An 18201-nucleotide genomic window follows, 5' to 3' on the forward strand; every position below is an offset into this window, starting at 1 on the left:
GCTGATCCGGGTGGTTCGGCGCTTCCGCGCGGGGCGCTTCAGAGCTCCGTCGGGAGCGTCCGCCACAGCTGCGGCCCGTCGACGCTCTCCTGGAGGGATTTCAGCACAGCGGGCGGGGGCGTCGCGTACAGGGTGGGGTAGTCGACCTCGCCGTGCTCCGGCCGCGACACCGAGGCGAGCCGCTCCTCGTCCAGGCAGAAGCGCGCGTCCACACCGGGCTTGTTGCCGCGCGGGTCCTGCCGGGCCCACTGTTCGCGGCCGGGGAGCCTGAGCGCGACGAGCCCGTGCAGCACCGGGTTCGCGCCGTCCTCGTCGGCCAGCCGCTGATAACAGAGCCCCGCCGGGATCGACTCGGCGCGCAGCAGCGCGGTGAGCGCGTGCGCCTTGGCATAGCAGATGCCGGTGCGCTGCTCCAGGACGTCGGAGGCGCGCCAGGTGACCCGCGGGTCCCCGCTGTCCGCCGAGTGCGGGACGGTGTCGCGGACGAACTCGAAGGCCGCCTCGGCGTAGGCGTACGGCTCCGGCGCACCGGCCCGCAGCCGGGCCGCCGTCTCGCGGACCAGTGGGTGGTCGTGGTCGATGGCCTCGTCCGCCGCGAGATAGGCGGACGGGTCCGGGTTTTCCGGGATCAGTTGCATGGCTCGGGAGCGTAGCCATGCGCCCGACCGCACGTCAATGACTTTACGGTCGAGCGCATACCTATGCATTGCTACTGCTGCGGAATCCCCCGGTGACTACTTGGCCATCTCCTCGGCGAGCGCCGCCGTGAAGGCGTCCACATCGGCCTCGGTGGTGTCGAAGGCGCACATCCAGCGCACGACGCCCGCGGGTTCGTCCCAGAAGTAGAAGCGGTAGTTCTTCTGCAACCGCTCGCTCACGTCGTGCGGCAGCGCCGCGAAGACCGCGTTGGACTGCACCGGGTGGATGATGTCCACGCCGTCGACGGCCCGCGCCGCCGTCTCCAGCCGCTTGGCCATCGCGTTCGCGTGCGAGGCGCTGCGCAACCACAGGTCGCCGGAGAGCAGCGCCTCGAACTGCACCGCGACGAACCGCATCTTGGAGGCGAGCTGCATCGAGAGCTTGCGCAGATGCTTCATGGCGCGCACCGCGTCCGGGTTGAGCACCACGACGCACTCGCCGAAGATCAGGCCGTTCTTCGTGCCGCCGAACGACAGGATGTCGATCCCGGCGTCGGTGGTGAACTCCCTGAGCGGGACGCCCAGCGAGGCCGCCGCGTTGGCGATCCTGGAGCCGTCGAGGTGCACCTTCATGCCGTGCTCGTGCGCGTGGTCGCAGATGGCCCGAATCTCCTCGGGCGTGTAGCAGGAGCCGAGTTCGGTGGTCTGGGTGATCGAGACGACCTGCGGCATCGCGCGGTGCTCGTCGTCCCAGCCGTACGCCTGGCGGTCGATCAGCTCGGGCGTGAGCTTGCCGTGCTCGGTCGGCACCGTCAGCAGCTTGAGCCCGCCGACCCGCTCGGGCGCGCCGCACTCGTCGACGTGGATGTGCGCGCTCTCGGCCGCGATCACCGCACCCCAGCGGTCGGTGACCGCCTGGAGCGCGACGACGTTCGCGCCGGTGCCGTTGAACACCGGGAAGACCTCGGCGCGCGGCCCGAAGTGGCCCCGGAAGACGTCCTGGAGGTGCGCGGTGTAGTCGTCCTCGCCATACGCGACCTGGTGGCCGCCGTTGGCGAGGGCTATCGCCGCCAGGATCTCCGGGTGCGCGCCCGCGTAGTTGTCGCTGGCGAAGCCGCGCGCGGCGGGGTCGTGGCGGCGTTTCGCGTCGGTGCCGGGCGCGCCCTCGGCGGGTGCGCCGGGCGTCACGATTGCGGAGTCAGCCACAGGCGCTTTCCATTCACTTCCTGAGCGGGCTTCTCCCACGCGCCGGCGATGGCCTCGGCCAGCTCCTTGACGTCCGTGAAGCCCGCGAACTTCGCATTGGGCCGCTCCGCGCGCATCGCGTCGTGCACCAGTGCCTTGACGATCAGGATGGCAGCCGCGGCCGGCGGGCCCTCCTCGCCCCCCGCCTTGCGGAAGGCGTCGGCGAGGGCCAGGGTCCACGCCTCGGCGGCGGCCTTGGAGGCCGCGTAGGCGGCGTTGCCGGCCGTCGGCTTGCTCGCTCCCGCGGCGCTGATCAGCAGGTAGCGGCCGTTGCGGCTGCGCTGCAGGCTCTCCTGGAAGGCGAGCGAGGTGTGCTGCACGGTGCGGACGAGCAGGTTGTGCAGCACATCCCAGTCGGCGAGGTCGGTCTCGGCGAAGGTCGCCGAGCCGCGCCAGCCGCCGACGAGATGGACGACGCCGTCGACCCGGCCGAACTCCTTCTCGGTGCGGTCCACCCAGGCGCGGGTCGCACCGAGATCGAGCAGGTCCACGGTGTCGCCGGTGACAGTGGCGCCGCCGTGGGCGTAGCGGGCCGCGTCGACGGCCTCGGCGAGCCGGGCGGGGTCCGCGTCAGCGGCGACGACGGTCGCTCCGGCCTCGGCGAGCCGCAGCAGGGTGGCCCGGCCCGCGGGCCCGGCCGCGCCGGCCACCGCCACCACGGCGCCGTCGAGCCGTCCGGTCGCGTACGTCGGTGTAGTCATGATCGTCGTCCTTCGTGGCAGGCGGCGGGAGAGGGTCACTCGCTCAGACGGCCGCTGGTACGGCCGGCTCCGCGGTGATCCCCTTGGTCGAGGCGATCACATCACGGAGCTTCTTGGCGAGCGCCTCGTAGAACATGCTGAGCGGGAACTCGTCCGGAAGCACGTCGTCCACGAGCTTCCGCGGCAGCTTCGTCAGGTCGAGGGCGTCCGGGCCCTTGGCCCATACGGAACCGGGGTGCGGGGCGAGGTACGTCGAGACCAGGTCGTACGCCGCGAACCAGTGGACCAGCTTGGGCCGGTCGATGCCGTCGCGGTAGAGCTTCTCGATCTCGGCGCACAGCTCGTTGGTGACCTGCGGGGCGCGGTCCCAGTCGATGTGCAGTGTGTTGTCCGTCCAGCGTACGACGTCATGCTTGTGCAGGTACGCGAAGAGCAGCTGGCCGCCGAGGCCGTCGTAGTTGCGCACCCGGTCGCCGCTGACCGGGAAGCGGAACAGCCGGTCGAAGAGGACGGCGTACTGCACGTCGCGGCCCTGGGCGACGCCGTCGGCCTCCAGCTTGACGGCCTCCTTGAAGGCGGTCAGGTCGCAGCGCAGCTCCTCCAGGCCGTACATCCAGAACGGCTGCCGCTGCTTGATCATGAACGGGTCGAACGGCAGATCGCCGTGGCTGTGCGTGCGGTCGTGGACCATGTCCCACAGCACGAAGGCCTGCTGGCAGCGCTGCTGATCGCCGATCAGCTCGCGGACGCCCTCGGGGAGCTGGACGCCGAGCGTCTCGACGGCCGCCTCGGTGACCCGGCGGAAGCGGGCCGCCTCGCGGTCGCAGAAGATGCCGCCCCAGGTGAAGCGCTCCGGCGCCTTCCGGACGGCGATCGTCTCCGGGAAGAGCACCGCGGAATTGGTGTCGTAGCCGGAGGTGAAGTCCTCGAAGGTGATGCCGACGAACATCGGGTTGTCGTAGCGGGTCCGCTCCAGCTCGGCGAGCCAGTCGGGCCACACCACGCGCAGCACGACCGCTTCGAGATTGCGGTCGGGGTTGCCGTTCTGGGTGTACATCGGGAAGACGACGAGGTGCTGGAGGCCGTCCGCCCGCTGCGCGGCGGGCTGGAAGGCCAGCAGGGCGTTCAGGAAGTCCGGCACGCCGAAGCCCGCGTCGGCCCAGCCGCGCAGGTCCGCGACGAGCGCCTGGTGGTAGGCGGCGTCGTGCGGGAGCAGCGGGGCGAGCGCCTCGACGGCCGAGACGACGTGTCCGAGTTCGAGTTCGGCGTCGACCCGGGTCGGGGCCTCCGCCGCCTCGAAGTCGATCGAGCCGTCCTTCGACTGCCAGCGGCGGATGACTTCCACCGCTCCCTTGAGCGCCGGCCAGGCCGGCTCGTCGATCACGCGCTCCGCAGGCGAATCGATACCCTGCACGACTGCAGGCGAAAGAATTTCCGTCATCACAACCCCTCCACGGGAGAACCTCGCGTCTGGACACCGTATCCGGGCATGCTTCTTCTACTCAAGTGGGGAGGCGGCAAATTATCCTGCCTACCCCCAGTCCGGACCGCTGTTTTTCCTGCCCGAGGCCGCTCCGACAAGAGCGGTGGCCAATCGGGCCATGGCCTCACGCGCCTCGTCGAGCGCTTCGGACCGTGCGAGAAACCCGTGAAACATTCCGGAAAATCGCTCCTGCTCCACTGGCACCCCAGCCCACTGGAGCCGCTCCGCGTACGCCTCGCCCTCGCCGCGCAGCGGGTCGCAGCCCGCGGGGATCGCATACGCGGGCAGCGGTCCGGCCGGACCGGCGGGCTCCCGTCGCCCGGACGTCAGCCTGCGGAGGACTCGCCCACGCACGGGTGAGGGAACTCGGCGGTAGCCGCGGACGGCCGGTAGGACAAGGGTGTTCCGGCTTTTCCGCCGCCTTCTGGAGTTGACCCCCTTGAGCACTCGTGCCGTCGTCCTCGCCGCCGTGATCACCGGCCTGATCCTGGGGGTCGCAAGCACCCGAACGGGCCATTCCGCGCCCTCCCCCGGTGCCCGTTCCGCTGTCACCTCGGCCCGTTAGGCTGTGCGCCGCCGTACAGAGCCGCATACGGCCGTGCTCGGCCGGCAGCGGGCGAGAGCGGCCGACGTCGACGGAAGCGAGAGAGTTTTGACTTTCCTGACCATCGGACACCGTGGAGTGATGGGCGTCGAGCCGGAGAACACTCTGCGCTCCTTCGTCCGCGCCGAGCAGGAGGGTCTGGACGTCATCGAGCTGGACCTGCACCTGAGCAAGGACGGCGCGCTGGTCGTGATGCACGACGCCGACGTGGACCGCACCACCGACGGCAAGGGGCCCATCGCCGACTTCACCCTCGCCGAGCTGCGCGAACTGGATGCCGGCCGGGGCGAGCGCGTCCCCGTCTTCGAGGAGGTGCTCGACGCGGTGCGCTCGCCCGTCCAGGCCGAGATCAAGGACGTGGCCGCGGCCCAGGCGCTCGCGGAGGTGATGCACCGCCGGGAGTTGGTCGACCGGGTGGACGTCATCTCCTTCCACGACGCCGCCCTCGCCGAGACCAGCAAGCTGGTGCCCGGTGTACGCACCGCGCTGGTGGCCAGCCGGTACGGCCTGGACGTCATCGACCGGGCGCTGGCGGTGGGCGCGGGCATGCTCGTGCTCAACATCCGCAGGCTGACCCTGGAGCTGGTCGAGCGCGCGCACGCGGCGGACCTCAAGGTCATCGGGTGGACCGTCAACACCCCCGATCACCTGAAGCTCGCCCGCGGCCTCCGGCTGGACGGCGGCACGACCGACTTCCCCGAGATCAAGAGCGCCGCGCGCTTCACGGCCTGAGTCCGGCGCTCCGGTCGCCCCTGGGTCCCGTGCCGCACCGCCCGGGGCCCAGGGGCGACCGGCGTTACGGGCCTCGCCGCCCGTACCGCACCGTCGCCGTCCGCGGGGATGCTCCTACGGGTGTCAGGCGGCGCTGTCCCGGGCGGCGGGCCCGGCCAGCGGCTTGACCAGCAGCTCGAAGGCGAGGTCGGTGCGCTGCGGGATGCCGAAGCGCTCGTCGCCGTACGGGAACGGGGTCATCGTGCCGGTACGGACGTAGCCGCGCCGCACGTACCAGGCGATGAGGTCCTCGCGCGCCGAGATCACGGTCATGTGCATCTCCCGTGCGTCCCACTCGGCCCGGACGAGCCGCTCCGCCTCGGTCAGGATCACCTTGCCCAACCCCGCGCCCTGCAACTCCGGGCGCACCGCGAACATGCCGAAGTAGGCGTTGTCACCAGTGGCCCCGGTGACCCCAGTAGGCCCAGCCGCCCCACCGGCCGCGCCGGGCCGCTGTTCGAGCTGACAGCACGCGGCCAGCTCGCCGTCCAGTTCCACCACCAGCATCCGGCTCGCGCTGTTCGCCACCACGGCCGCGACCCCCTCGGGATCGGTCCGCTGCCCCTCCAGCAGATCCGCCTCGGTGGTCCACCCCGCGCGGCTGGCGTCCCCGCGATAGGCGGACTCGATGAGTCCGACCAGGGCCGGGACATCAGTGGCGACGGCGGTCCTGAAGGTCGGCTCGGCGGTGCGGTGGTCAACGGCGTCCATGAAGTTCAGCGTCCTCTCGTACGGTCGGCCTGCTGGCTCGGCAGGAGGCTAACAAGCCGCGACCGGCCGGTCGACCGGTGCCCGTCCGGGCCCGGCGCGGGCGGGTCGGGGCCGCCGGCGAGGTTTTGTACCGCGCGCTGCCGTGCAGAGTCCTGGGCATGGTGCATGTACTGAGCAGTCGGATGCTTCTGCGGCCCACCGACTTGGAGCGCTCACGGGCGTTCTACGGCGAGGCGCTGGGGCTGGCGGTCTACCGGGAGTTCGGGACCGGGCCGGAGCGCGGGACGGTCTACTTTCTCGGCGGCGGGTTCCTGGAGGTGTCCGGACGGTCGGACGGGCCGCCCGCGCCGGGGCTCCAGCTCTGGTTGCAGGTCGCGGACGCCGCCGCCGCGCACCAGGAGCTGGTACGGCACGGGGTGAAGATCCTGCGGCCTCCGAGGAAGGAGCCCTGGGGGCTGGTGGAGATGTGGATCGAGGACCCGGACGCGGTGCGCATCTGCGTGACCGAGGTGCCCGAGGATCATCCGCTCAGGTATCGCCCCTGACGGGCGGCTGAGTGGGAACGGGCCGCACCCGGCCGCTCCGAGCCGTAGCGGCGGCGGCCGAGGCGGCTCACGCTCCCCCATGTTGCGCCCGTGCGCTCCCGTGTGCGGGCGCGGGCGCGGGAATCTTCCGGACATACCCCGTTCGGGAGGTGCGCCGTGCACGGATCGCCATGGGTCGGCTGGCCGCTAGTGCTGCTGTGTGCCCTCACCGGCGGGTACTGCCTGCTCAGAAGGCGTGCGGGGCCGCCGGAGCTACGGCGGACCGCGGGCGGTGACGCGCTGATGGGCCTCGGCATGGCGGCGATGGCACTGCCCGCCGCCGTACTCGATCCACGGCCGTGGGGGCCGGTGCTGTTCGCCGTCGTATTCGGCGCGGTGGTGGCGCGGGCGCTGCCGCTGGTGCGGCGCGACCGGCATCAGCTGCACCACGCGGTGGGCGCCTTCGCGATGGTCTACATGGCGCTCGCGATGACCGGCGCTCCGGCCGGCGCGCACACGGCCGGTCACGCCGGGCACGGCATGGGGCAGCCTGCCGGCGGAGTGCCCGCGCTGACCGGGGTGCTGCTCGGCTATTTCGCGGTGTACACGCTGGTCGTCGGGGTGCGGATGGTCCCGCTGCGGATGAGTGCGCCGGTGGCCGTAGCGGGCGGCGGCGACGGAAACGGTGGCGGCGACGCGCTGGAGCCGAGCGGCGCCGGCTGGCTGTCCCGGCCGGAACTGGCGACCGCCTGCCGAGTGGTGATGGGCATCGCGATGTTCGCCATGCTGCTGACGCTGTAGAGCGGTGGCTCTGTGGGCTCTGTGGACGCTGCCCCCGCCCCCGCCCCTCCCGGAGAGCCGTGGGATGCGTCACTCCGCGCACGCGAACATACCCATGAGTAGCCGCCCACTCGTAGGCTGACGCCATGATGGTCCCGCTAGCACTGTTGCTGCTCGGCGCACTGGCCGCGGCAATGGCGCCGCGCCTCCTGGCCCTTTCCGATTGGCCGGACCGCGAGCCGGTGCTCGCGCTGTGGGTGTGGCAGTGCGTGGTCGCCGGTGTCCTGCTGTGCTGCGTGCTCGCCATGGCGCTGAGCGCGGCGGCGGCCTGGACGGCCGTACGCGGCCATGTCTTCGCCCCCGCGCCGCACGGCGTGATGGAGGCGTACGCACTCTCCGCATACGCCCCCTGGGCCGCCCCGGTGGCCCTGCTGCTCGCCTGCGGGGGCGTGTGGACGGCCGTGATGCTCACCCGTGAGGTGCGCGCCGCGCGCGCACGGCGGAGTCAACGGCGCGCGGAGCTGCTCGTGCGCTCCCCCCTGCTGCCCGGCGAAGAGCCCTCGGGCGAGCGGCTGGTGGTGCTGGAAGGCGTCCGCCCCGAAGCCTGGTGGCTGCCGGGAACCGCTCCTCAGCTGGTCATCACCACGGCCGCCCTGCGGCGTCTCAAGGGCCGCCAGTTGGACGCCGTGCTCGCGCACGAGCAGGGCCACGCACGCGCCCGTCACGACTGGTTGCTGTACTGCTCCGGCGCGCTCGCGACCGGATTCCCGCAGGTGCCGGTCTTCGCGGGCTTCCGCGACCAGGTCCACCGGCTGGTGGAACTGGCCGCCGACGACGTCGCCTCGCGCCGCTTCGGCAGGCTGACGATCGCCCTCGCGCTGGTCGAACTCAACGAGGACCGCGGGGTGTTCGGCCCGTGCCCGACCCACTTCGCCCAGGTTCCGCAGCGGGTCGACCGACTGCTGTCCCCGACCCGGCGGTTCACCGCGGGGCGCCGGCTGCAGATGACGGCCGCCGCCGCGCTGGTCCCGGCCGTTCCGCTGCTGGTGGCGTTCGTACCGGGCCTGCGAGCGCTGACATAGCATCCGGGGCGGATGATCGGGGAGGATCGCCCCATGCAGGCACCAACGCTCCCCTCCTCAGCACCGACCGGTTCGCCCTCCGGCTCCTTCGTCGCGTACGTCCGCGCCGGGGTGCTGCTCACGGTCCTGAGCACCGTCCTCCTGGTGCTGGTAGCCGTCGAATGGGGCCCCTTGCTCACCGCGGACCGGTGGATCGCTGAGACCCTGCACCGCTCCGCGGTCGAATCCCCGGGCTGGGTGCGCGCGAACCGGGTGCTGTCCGACTGGGTGTGGGATCCCTGGACGATGCGCGTCCTGCTCGCGGCGACGGCCCTGTGGCTCATCCGGCGCGACGAGCGGTGGCTCGCCGTGTGGGTGGTGGCCACGGCCGCGCTCGGCACCGCGCTGCAACAACTGCTCAAGGCCGCGGTGGGCAGGGAGCGCCCGCAGTGGCCCGACCCGGTCGACTCGGCGCATTTCGCGGCCTTCCCCTCCGGCCACGCGCTGACGGCGACCGTCACCGCCGGACTGGTCATCTGGCTGCTCCGGTCGCACGGGGTCCGAGGGCGCTGGTTCCATAACGCCGTCGCGGTGGCCGTGGTGTCCGTGCTCGGCGTCGGCTGCACCCGGCTGTACCTCGGGGTGCACTGGCTCTCCGACGTGGTGGCGGGCTGGCTGCTCGGGCTCGCGCTGGTGGCCCTGGCCGCCGCGGCGTTCACCCGTTGGGGCCCGGGACCCGGCCCCGGGCAGCCATCGCGCCCGGCGCACCCGCCCACCCCTTGCGCGCCCCCCGACAGCGACAAGCCGACCTTGCCCGGCGGGAAGTGAGCGGGAAGGATCGCAGGCATGGCGATCAAGGCGGTTCTCTTCGACTTCTCGGGCACGCTCTTCCGCATCGAAACGACGGCCTCCTGGCTTCGGTCGGTTCTCGACTCCGCCGGGATCAGCGTTCCGGAGAGCGAGTTCGCACGCTGCACCGAGCGGCTGGAGGTGGCCGGCGCGCTGCCCGGCGGGCCGGCGCCCCGCTCCGTACCGCCGGGGCTCGCGCAGTTGTGGCACGACCGCGACCGCACCGCCGAGTTGCACCGCGCCGCCTACACGGGCCTCACCCGGGAGGCCGAACTGCCGTGGCCCGGCGTCTGCGAGGCGTTGTACGAGCGCCACAGGGAACCCGCGGCCTGGACGCCCTACCCGGACGCCGCCGGGGTGCTCGGCGAACTGCGCGGTCGCGGCGTCGGCGTCGGGATCGTGAGCAACATCGGCTGGGACCTGCGGCCGGTGTTCCGCGCTCACGGCCTGGACGCCTTCGTCGACAGCTATACGCTGTCGTACGAGCACGGCGTCCAGAAGCCGGACGGGCGGCTGTTCGAGACGGCGTGCCAGGCGCTCGGGGAGGCGCCGCAGGACACCCTGATGGTGGGCGACGACCGGCACGCCGACGGCGGCGCGGCGGCGCTCGGCTGCGCGGTGCACTTCGTCGACCATCTGCCGGCGGCGGAGCGGCCGGACGCGCTGCGGGCGGTGCCGGCCCTGGTCGGCTGAGGACCGGCTACGGGATGACCACCTCGGTCTGTATCGCGAGTTTCAGCTCCGCGAACATCAAGGGCGTCGCGATCCGCTTGTCGCCGGCCGCGCGGGCGCTGATCTTCAGTCCGACCGGCGTTCCCGGCCGCACGAACATCTGCCACATGTAGTTCTTGTACTGCCCGCCGCCGGTCTTCGAGGTGTCGCAGGTGGCGGTCGAGTTGTAGCCGGTGGACTCGCCGAGCGGGTCCCGGACGAAGCGCGCCCGGTACTCGTGCGGCACCGGGTCCGCCGCCCAGAAGACCATGGCCGAGAGCGTGCCCCACCCGTCATGGCTCGGCCAGATGAGACCGGAGCGGGGGTCGGGGAAGGTCGAGAGCTCGCCCGCGGGCTCGTCGAGACCGTTGCCCGCGTCGTGCATCTTCCACGGGTCGTACGACTCCCCCACCGGATCGTAGGGGAAGCGCACGAGGTGATAGCCGTCGCTGTCATAAGCGACGCGCTGCGGGCCGGTGCCCGGGGCGCCGGGGTTCCAGATGAGCGAACAGACAGCGACGGCCATCACACACTCCTCATTCAGGGCCCGCCCGCCGAAATCAGGGGCCGTGCCCTATCTATCAGCCCCCGGCGACCAGCGGATAGTGGTCTGACAGGTTGGTGTAGGTGTATTTCTTGCCCCAACTCGACACGGTCCAGGGCGCGGACTGCTCCTTGATCACGTCGTTCTTCCAGTTGGCCGGGCGGGCGTGGCCCGCCCGGTGCAGCACATAGTCGAGGTCCTCGCGCGGGTCGTCCGGATAGCGCTCGGCCGCGATGGAGTTGTCGCGGGTGTCGAACGAATAGGCGTGCCCGGTACGCGCGTCGGCGCCGACCATGCCAGCGTCGTTGATCATGCTCGCGTACTCGGCGCTGTGCGAGTCGACGTTCAAGTCGCCCGCCACCATGACCTGTTCGCCGGCCGGGATGTTCTTGGCCGCCAGGAACGCGTTGATCTGACGGAACTGCTTCGCGCGCGTCGCGACGGCCTCGCCGGCCCCGCAGCCCGGGTCCGTGGACTGGGTGTGGGTGCCGACCATGTGCACCTTGGCGCCGTTCACATTGAGAACGGCGTACGCGAAGCCCTTGTTGGACATCCAGTCCGAGCCGCAGGCGTCCTTGTAGACGTACTGCTCCTTGCGCAGGATCGGCCACTTGCTGAGGATCGTGACGCCCCCGTCCTCGGGGGTCGTGGCCGAGTAAGCGCCGCCGGTGGCGTCCCAGCCGCTCTTGCTCCGGCCCACGACCGGCGTCTGGTGCGGGTACTGGCCGGCCACGGTGCTCTTGAGCGCGTCGGAGGCGGAGTTGTCGAACGCCTCCTGGAGGACGACGACGTCATTGCCCTGGACGAAGTCGGCGCCCGCTATCGCCTTGGCCCGGTAGTCCTGGCCCCAGTTGGGGTAGAGATTCTTGCTCATCAGGAAGGCGTTGTACGTCAGCACCTTCAACTGCGGCACAGCGGCTGCCGACGGACCCGTCACCGGGTCGGCCGACGGAGCGGCGACGGCTTGCGGGGCCCCTGCCGCGAGCGCGGAGGCTGCGAGTGCGGCGGCGAGGAACGCGCCGTGCGCTCGGCGGGACGTGGGATGCGGCACTGCATCTCCCTGCTGGTGGGGGAAAGACTGGCGCCGCACATCAAATCAGCTGTAGTTACTCCCTGGTAACCGGTGGGAGGTACTTTCCGCGCACGGCAGGTGAATTCGCGTGCGGCAGAGCCCGGTTCGGCGCGTCGAGTTCGGCGGGTCCGGTTCGGCGAGGCCCGGTTCAGCGAGGCCGCGCCGGCCGCCCCGCCGGCGTGTACCCGGCCGGGCGGGGCGGACGGCGCGGCGGGGGCCACCGTCGGGGGAAGCGGCGACCCGGCCCCGTACTCGGCGGATCCAGGTCCGCCGGCACGTCGAGTGAACCGCGCCCCCGCCGGGCGCGGGACCGTGTGAATCTCCCGACTTCGGGTGCGCCGTTCACACCCCGTGCGAATTCCGCGCGCCCCACGCCCCGCAGGCCCCACGCCCCTCGCAACAGGCGCGCCGCGTCAGCGCCGGCCGGGCCAGGGCGAGCGCCTCACCAACTCGGCCCACTCCAGGTCGTCCTGCCCCGGAACGAAGCGCCCGGCCCCCGACCAGCGCCGGATCAGCGAGTCGTAGATCGGCGTACCACCCGGCTGAGGAACCGATTCTCCTGACTCGGCGGGAGGAGGCCACCGCTCCCACCGCTGCTTTGTCGTCGCGTTCACACACAACCAACGGAGGGAGAACCTCTGGAGACACCACGGGGAGCCGCTATCACCCGCACGAAGGACCCGTCGATCCGGCGGCTCCCCCGACCCGCAAACAAAAACCACCGATTTCGGGCGATCCCCCGCGCCGCCCGAAATCGGTGGTTGTACCGGATTCCTTCCTTGACGGGAGGGACATCCGGACACCTCCTGAGTATATTGGCTCAGAGCCAGTCAACGCAGGAGTTACAGCATGTCCCCGCGCAGCGCATCGGTCAATGAAGAGTTGCGTCGACGTTCCCGCGATCGGCTGCTGCAGGCGACGGTGGAACTCGTCGGGGAGCGCGGGTACGAGGCGACGACGCTCGGTGACATAGCCGACCGGGCGGGCTCCGCGCGCGGCCTGGTCTCGTACTACTTCCCGGGGAAGCGCCAGCTCCTGCAATCGGCGGTGCACCGGCTGATGCACATGACGCTGGCCGCGGAGCTGACACGCGAGCCGTGCGTGGATGCCGGTCCCGAGCGGCTGGCGCGGGCGATCGACGCGATCCTGGGCCTGGCCCGCGACCATCCCAAACTCATGCGGACCCATATGGCGGGCATCCTGCAGGCCGAGGGGTTCATCCAGTGCCCCGAGCAGCAGCGGCTCGCCGCCCTGCTGCGCGACACCGTCGTACGCTACGGCTCTCCCGACCCGGACCCCGATTACAGCCTGCTCCGCGCGTTGCTGATGGGCGCGGTGGTCGCGGTGCTGCTGCCGGGCGCCCCGATGCCGATCAGCCGGCTCCGCGCGGAGCTGTTCCACCGGTACGGCCTCGCGTGGGAGCTCGGGCGCCCGCCGGGCGAGCTGCCGCCCGGCGGGTTCCGGTTGCCGGCGGCCGATCCGCGGTGAGGGATCAGCGCCGGGTCTCTTCGCGCGAGTGACGCGCGTGGGTGATCAGCGGTAGTCGGGCTGGGTCTGGACGTTGAGCTCGCCCAGCCGCACCTTCTTCGCGCTGTCCGTGCGACGGTCGTTGATCTTCAGAACGTCGAAGCCCTTGGCGATGTCGTTCGAGAAGATGTAGCCGTTGTAGTAGTACGCCGACCAGGAACCGCCGGTGACCATCGAGTCCGTGGAGATCGGGCCGCGCTCGAAGTAGCCGATCTCGTGGGGCTTCGAGGAGTCGGTGAAGTCCCAGACCGAGATGCCGCCCTGGTACCAGGCCTGGACCATGATGTCGCGGCCCTTGACCGGGATCAGCGAGCCGTTGTGGGCCACGCAGTTCTCGGTGTCCGCCTGGTGGCGCGGGATCTTGTAGTAATTCTTGAAGACGAGCTCGCGCTTGTCGCCCTTGCCGACCAGGTCGTAGATGCCGTCCGCGCCGCGCTTCGGGCCGACTTCGGCGTTGCAGGTGGCCGCGCCGCCGCCGCCGAGCTCGTCGGTGAAGACGACCTTGGTGCCGCGCTCATTGAACGTGGCCGAGTGCCAGAAGGCGAAGTTGGCGTTGTCCGTGACCCGGTCGATCACCTTGGGCGCGGCCGGGTTGGAGATGTCCATCAGGATGCCGTCGCCCATGCAGGCGCCCGCCGCCAGCTTCAGCTTCGGGAAGGTCGTGATGTCGTGGCAGCCGGAGGTCTTGGTGACGCCCGGGTTGGTGGGGCCGCCGGGGTTGCCGCCGTCCGGGAAAAGCACCGGGAAGTCGACGATCGCGGCCTGCTCCGGGGCCTTGCGCGGCACCTTGATGACGGAGATGCCGTCGTGCGGCGGCCGGCAGTCCGGGAAGGTCTCGTTCGGCGCGTACGACGAGACGTACACGTAGACGTCGCGGCGGTCCGGCGCCAGCGTGTGGGTGTGCGAACCGCACGCGGTCTCAACGGCCGAGACGTACTCGGGGTTCTTCTTGTCGCTGATGTCGAAGATCTTCATGCCCTCCCAGGAGGACTTCTCCGTCGCCGGCTGCGAGGTGCTGTTGCAGGAGTTGTCACTGCGCGACGAGTCCGTGGAGAGGAAGAGCAGGTTCCCGGAGACCGAGATGTCGTTCTGCGCACCCGGGCACAGCACCTGGCTGACGGTCTTCGGCTTCTTCGGGTTGCTGACGTCGTAGATCACGAAGCCGTCGTAGTTGCCCGCGAAGGCGTACTTGCCCTGGAAGGCCAGATCCGAATTGGTGCCCTGGAGCGCCTGCTTGGGAAGGCTCGCGAGGTGTTCGATGTTCTTGCTGTGGACGATCTCGTCCACCCCGGGTATCTCGCCGTCCTTGATGGCGCCCCTGGTGTCGGCCGCCTGTCCCTTGGACACCTCCTTGCCGGCCCGCTCGCCGGGATCGGGGGTGGCTGCCGCCGGACCTGCCACCAGCAGCGCGGCGACCAGGCCGCATGCGGTCGCTGCCGCACCGAGGTATCTGCGCCGTACGCGGGTTTTTTGCAACAACGTCACTGTGGCCTCCCTGGGTTCCGTTCGAAATCGAACGGTTCACGAACCCCGGCAGTATCGCGCTAAGCATGTACGTCCCAACAGACGGCAACGAACACGTAATGAAGTTTTTCAATCATTCGCGAACCCCTACGTGCTATTACGGTCTCCAATGACCGTGTACGCCCCAGGAGGCCCCCGTGTTCCACCGCCGATTGACGCAGCGCGCCCGCTCGTTGGCCGTCGCGGCGTCGCTCGCCGCGACCGTGCTCGCCCTCGGCGGCTGCACCGCTGACGCGGACGGCAGGGCCGACGGGGGTAGCGCGGACCATCGCGCGGGCGGCGGGCCCTCGGTCGTCGCGCCCGGCAAGCCCGGCGAAGCGGCCCGGACGCTGTCAGCGGACGAGGCGAGGAAGGCGCGCCCCGACGACACTCCCAACTCGGCGGACTTCGACTACGTACGGATGATGATCCAGCATCACGAGCAAGCCATCGTGATGACCGAGCTCGCCGCGAAGCGCGCGGACTCGACCAAGGTCGAGCGGCTCGCGGACCGGATCGCCGCGGCCCAGGGGCCGGAGATCAAGGCGATGGAGGGCTGGCTCAAGACGCACGGTGGCGCGAAGAAGCGGGCCGGCGATCATGACCACACGGGCATGCCGGGCATGGCCACCGAGAAGCAGCTGGACGCACTGCGGGCGGCCCGCGGGGCGGAATTCGACGAGCACTTCCTGAAGCTGATGATCACCCACCACACCGGCGCGATCAGCATGGCCACGACTGTGCTCTCGGACGGCAACAACGTCCTGGTCGAGGAGATGGCCGGCGATGTGATCGCGCAGCAGACGAGCGAGATCGGCCGGATGCGGAAGCTGGCCTGAGAGCCGAGGATCAGCGCCTGACGTGCGTTGCCTGACGTGCCTGGCAACGAGGCCGCCCCATCCGGCTGCGGCTGGCCTGGGGAGTAAAAATAGCACTTTACGTCACAATCGGAACATGATGGAACAGTGGGGAGCCCCGGCAACGGCACGTGCAACGAGTCCCAGGGCAGCCCGTTGGGCCGCGCCCGGCCGGAGGCCCACTCCCGCAAGACCACCCATAGTGCGATCCTGGACTCACCCTGCGGGAAGGAGTCCGCTGTGCTGCGCGTCGCGGTAATCGGTTCGGGACCGAGCGGGGTCTACACCGCCCAGTCCCTGATCCAGCAGCAGGTCGTGCCTGACCTGGAGGTGCACGTCCTGGACCGGCTGCCCTGCCCGTACGGCCTGGTGCGGTACGGCGTCGCACCCGACCACGAGAAGATCAAGTCGCTGCAGAACAATCTCCGCGCCGTCCTGGAGCACCCGGCCGTGCACTTCCTGGGCAATGTCCGGATCGGCGCGCCGGGGCTGGAGCCGGCCGATCTGCTGCGCGGCTACCACGCGGTGGTCTACTGCGTCGGCGCGGCCACCGACCGCCGGCTCGGCATCCCCGGCGAGGAACTGCCCGGCAGCGTCTCCGCCACCGACTTCGTCTCCTGGTACAGCGCCCACCCTGACGCGGCGGGAAGCGGCTTCGCGCTCGGCGCCCGCTCCGCGGTCGTCATCGGAGTCGGCAATGTCGCGGTGGACGTGGCTCGCATCCTCGGGCGCGGGGCGGACGAACTGCGCGGCACGGACATCCCGCACGCCGCCCTGGACGCCCTCTCCGGCAGCCGGGTGGCGGACATCCACATGGTCGGGCGGCGCGGCCCCTCCCAGGCCAAGTTCACCACCAAGGAGCTGCGCGAACTGGGCGCGCTGCCCAGCGCGAGCGTCCTCCTGCGGGCCGACGAGCTGTCCATGGACCCGGACTTCACCGACCCCGCCGGGCTGCCGACGGCCAACCGCCGGAACGTGGAGGTCCTGCGCGGCTGGGCCGCCGTGCCACCTTCCGACCGGCCGCGCCGGCTCCATCTGCGGTTCTTCCTTCGGCCGGTGAGCGTGCTCGGGTCCGAGCAGGGGGTGACCGGCGTGCGCTTCGAGCGGACCCGGCCGGACGGCCGGGGCGGAGTCGTGGGGACCGGGCGGTTCGAGGTCGTCGAGGCACAGTTGGTGCTGCGTTCGGTGGGCTACCACGGGGTGCCGGTGCCCGGGCTGCCGTTCGACGCGGAGCGCGGCACGGTGCCGCACGCCGCGGGGCGCGTGCTGCGCGATGGCGCGCCCTCCCCGGGCGAGTACGTCGCGGGCTGGATCAAGCGCGGCCCCACCGGGGTCATCGGCACCAACCGGCCGTGCGCCAAGGAGACCGCCGGTTCCGTGCTCGCGGACGCGGCGGCGCTCGTCGGGCGAGCGCTGAGCGCCGATCCGCGCGAGGTCATGCGCGCCGCCGGTCAGGAGCCGGTCGAGTGGCCGGGCTGGCGGGGCATCGAGGCGGCGGAGGCCGCGCTGGGGCGGGAGCTGGGACGTAACAGCGTGAAGATCCCCGACTGGGACGGATTGCTGACGGCGGCCCGTACGGGCGGCTGAGCCGTCAGGCGTCGCCGAGCCGCGAGGCCTGCCGGCCGGCCGCGGTGAGCACGCTCTCGAGCAGGCCGGGGAACAGTGCGTCCAGGTCCGTCCGGCGCAGCCCGTTCATCTTGGCCGTTCCGCGGTAGACCTGCTGGATGACTCCGCTCTCGCGCAGCACCCGGAAGTGGTGCGTGGTGGTGGACTTGCTGACCGGAAGGTCGAAGAGCGAGCAGGACAGCTCCTCGCGGGCCGTGGCCAGCGTGCTCACGACGCTCATCCGCATCGGGTCGGACAGCGCGTGCAGGACGGCTTCCAGCCGGATGTCATCGCGCGGCGGGTGCTCCAGCGAACGGGAGGGCTGCGCGGGGGCCTGCGTACGGAGGTGCGCCCCGGGCCGGGCCGGCGGGCTCGCCGCTGTCGGTGTCCGCGGTGCCTCTACGGGTGCCTGCACGGTGGGACTCCTTCCGCTGTCCGGTGCGACGCCCCGGCATTCCCGATTGTACGAGACCTCTCGTATTTTGACATCCGCCGTAGTACGCGTGGATCACGATCGAGACGCGGACCGACCGACCGGCCGGCCGGCTTCGGGACCACGCCGATCCCGCAGCCCGACGGCGCGGCCGCCCCATTCCCCGACGGGGAGCGGAGAGCGGGACGGCCGGGTGCCGCCTGTCGGAACCCTTCGGACAGTGAACGCGGTTGGGCACACGGAATCCGCCTTCGCGCCCCGGGCGGGGTGCGCGAAGGCGGGTACGGAGACCCCGCCACTACCTGAGGTCCTCGTGGCGTCGGCGGTCCTGGCGATACCAGCGGCTCCGGCGATCACGGGCGTAGCGCCGGCCCCAGCGGTCCTGACGATCGCGGTGGTCCCGGTAGTCGCGGTAGTCCGGGTAGTCCGAATCGCCGCGATAGCCCCGGCGTCGGGCTCCCCCTCGGCCGTAATGGACGGCCCCGTAGACGACCACGGCCGCGGCCACCCACCAGAGGGGATTGAGGAACCCGAGGCCGAACAGGACCACGACGGGAATGAGCAGCAGAGCGAGCATGGAGG

At 71.1% G+C, this 18201-nt stretch carries 20 protein-coding genes; 9 read left to right on the top strand and 11 right to left on the bottom strand.

What is annotated here, in order from left to right:
• Positions 1-38 precede the first annotated feature (38 nt).
• The 5 genes from QMK28_RS22955 to QMK28_RS22975 all read right to left on the bottom strand — a co-directional run bounded on the left by QMK28_RS22955 (position 39) and on the right by QMK28_RS22975 (position 4619).
• Positions 39-638 carry a transglutaminase-like domain-containing protein gene (locus QMK28_RS22955; RefSeq protein WP_326440984.1) on the bottom strand — a complete coding sequence of 200 codons (600 nt, stop codon included), beginning with the start codon at positions 636-638 and terminating at the stop codon, positions 39-41.
• A 96-nt stretch (positions 639-734) separates the two neighbouring features.
• Complete coding sequence (locus QMK28_RS22960; protein WP_326440986.1) at positions 735-1844, bottom strand: threonine aldolase family protein; 1110 nt, start codon at positions 1842-1844, stop codon at positions 735-737.
• On the bottom strand, positions 1823-2584 hold the full coding sequence (locus QMK28_RS22965; RefSeq protein ID WP_326440988.1) for an SDR family oxidoreductase: 762 nt from the start codon (positions 2582-2584) through the stop codon (positions 1823-1825). The genes QMK28_RS22960 and QMK28_RS22965 overlap by 22 nt, the downstream gene beginning before the upstream one ends.
• A 43-nt stretch (positions 2585-2627) precedes the next feature.
• Positions 2628-4025, bottom strand: a complete 1398-nt coding sequence (locus QMK28_RS22970; RefSeq protein WP_326440990.1) for a DUF6421 family protein — start codon at positions 4023-4025, stop codon at positions 2628-2630.
• A 90-nt stretch (positions 4026-4115) separates the two neighbouring features.
• Positions 4116-4619 (bottom strand): alpha/beta hydrolase fold domain-containing protein, encoded by a 504-nt coding sequence (locus QMK28_RS22975; protein WP_326440992.1) that lies wholly within the window; start codon positions 4617-4619, stop codon positions 4116-4118.
• 100 nt (positions 4620-4719) lie between these two features.
• On the opposite strand from QMK28_RS22975, the gene QMK28_RS22980 reads away from it, so the two are divergent.
• Positions 4720-5403, top strand: a complete 684-nt coding sequence (locus QMK28_RS22980) for a glycerophosphodiester phosphodiesterase (protein WP_326440994.1) — start codon at positions 4720-4722, stop codon at positions 5401-5403.
• Between the two features lie 123 nt (positions 5404-5526).
• Here the strand turns inward: QMK28_RS22980 and QMK28_RS22985 are convergent, their stop codons facing one another.
• A complete protein-coding gene (locus QMK28_RS22985) occupies positions 5527-6153 on the bottom strand; it encodes a GNAT family N-acetyltransferase (protein WP_326440996.1) in 627 nt (208 codons plus the stop codon).
• A gap of 158 nt (positions 6154-6311) precedes the next feature.
• Between QMK28_RS22985 and QMK28_RS22990 the strand changes: the two genes are divergently transcribed.
• The 5 genes from QMK28_RS22990 to QMK28_RS23010 all read left to right on the top strand — a co-directional run bounded on the left by QMK28_RS22990 (position 6312) and on the right by QMK28_RS23010 (position 10060).
• The gene (locus QMK28_RS22990; RefSeq protein WP_326440998.1) at positions 6312-6698 is read left to right on the top strand and encodes a VOC family protein; all 387 of its coding nucleotides are present in this window, start codon (positions 6312-6314) and stop codon (positions 6696-6698) included.
• A gap of 156 nt (positions 6699-6854) precedes the next feature.
• Positions 6855-7478: a DUF5134 domain-containing protein gene (locus QMK28_RS22995; RefSeq protein WP_326441000.1), complete on the top strand. Its 624-nt coding sequence runs from the start codon at positions 6855-6857 to the stop codon at positions 7476-7478.
• Positions 7479-7603: 125 nt separating this feature from the next.
• Positions 7604-8539 (top strand): M56 family metallopeptidase, encoded by a 936-nt coding sequence (locus QMK28_RS23000; RefSeq protein WP_326441002.1) that lies wholly within the window; start codon positions 7604-7606, stop codon positions 8537-8539.
• Positions 8540-8572: 33 nt separating this feature from the next.
• The gene (locus tag QMK28_RS23005; RefSeq protein ID WP_326441004.1) at positions 8573-9346 is read left to right on the top strand and encodes a phosphatase PAP2 family protein; all 774 of its coding nucleotides are present in this window, start codon (positions 8573-8575) and stop codon (positions 9344-9346) included.
• 18 nt (positions 9347-9364) lie between these two features.
• On the top strand, positions 9365-10060 hold the full coding sequence (locus QMK28_RS23010) for an HAD family hydrolase (RefSeq protein WP_326441006.1): 696 nt from the start codon (positions 9365-9367) through the stop codon (positions 10058-10060).
• A gap of 7 nt (positions 10061-10067) precedes the next feature.
• On the opposite strand, the gene QMK28_RS23015 is transcribed toward QMK28_RS23010, so the two are convergent.
• Complete coding sequence (locus QMK28_RS23015) at positions 10068-10604, bottom strand: hypothetical protein (protein ID WP_326441008.1); 537 nt, start codon at positions 10602-10604, stop codon at positions 10068-10070.
• 55 nt (positions 10605-10659) lie between these two features.
• The gene (gene sph / locus QMK28_RS23020; protein WP_326441010.1) at positions 10660-11673 is read right to left on the bottom strand and encodes a sphingomyelin phosphodiesterase; all 1014 of its coding nucleotides are present in this window, start codon (positions 11671-11673) and stop codon (positions 10660-10662) included.
• Between the two features lie 870 nt (positions 11674-12543).
• Between sph and QMK28_RS23025 the strand changes: the two genes are divergently transcribed.
• The gene (locus QMK28_RS23025; RefSeq protein ID WP_326441012.1) at positions 12544-13182 is read left to right on the top strand and encodes a TetR/AcrR family transcriptional regulator; all 639 of its coding nucleotides are present in this window, start codon (positions 12544-12546) and stop codon (positions 13180-13182) included.
• Between the two features lie 45 nt (positions 13183-13227).
• Here QMK28_RS23025 and QMK28_RS23030 read toward each other — a convergent pair whose 3' ends face one another.
• Entirely contained in the window at positions 13228-14706 is a 1479-nt protein-coding gene (locus QMK28_RS23030) for an LVIVD repeat-containing protein (RefSeq protein ID WP_326441014.1), read from the bottom strand.
• Positions 14707-14882: 176 nt separating this feature from the next.
• On the opposite strand from QMK28_RS23030, the gene QMK28_RS23035 reads away from it, so the two are divergent.
• Together QMK28_RS23035 and QMK28_RS23040 are read left to right on the top strand one after the other, a co-directional pair.
• Entirely contained in the window at positions 14883-15563 is a 681-nt protein-coding gene (locus QMK28_RS23035; RefSeq protein WP_326441016.1) for a DUF305 domain-containing protein, read from the top strand.
• Positions 15564-15821: 258 nt separating this feature from the next.
• Complete coding sequence (locus QMK28_RS23040) at positions 15822-17168, top strand: FAD-dependent oxidoreductase (protein WP_326441022.1); 1347 nt, start codon at positions 15822-15824, stop codon at positions 17166-17168.
• A 4-nt stretch (positions 17169-17172) separates the two neighbouring features.
• On the opposite strand, the gene QMK28_RS23045 is transcribed toward QMK28_RS23040, so the two are convergent.
• Positions 17173-17496: an ArsR/SmtB family transcription factor gene (locus QMK28_RS23045; protein WP_326441024.1), complete on the bottom strand. Its 324-nt coding sequence runs from the start codon at positions 17494-17496 to the stop codon at positions 17173-17175.
• A gap of 421 nt (positions 17497-17917) precedes the next feature.
• A partial coding sequence (locus QMK28_RS23050) for a hypothetical protein (RefSeq protein WP_326441018.1) occupies positions 17918-18201 on the bottom strand: 284 nt, incomplete at its 5' end.

It is taken from the genome of Streptomyces sp. H27-D2 (assembly GCF_035828615.1).
Classification (GTDB): Bacteria; Actinomycetota; Actinomycetes; order Streptomycetales; family Streptomycetaceae; genus Streptomyces.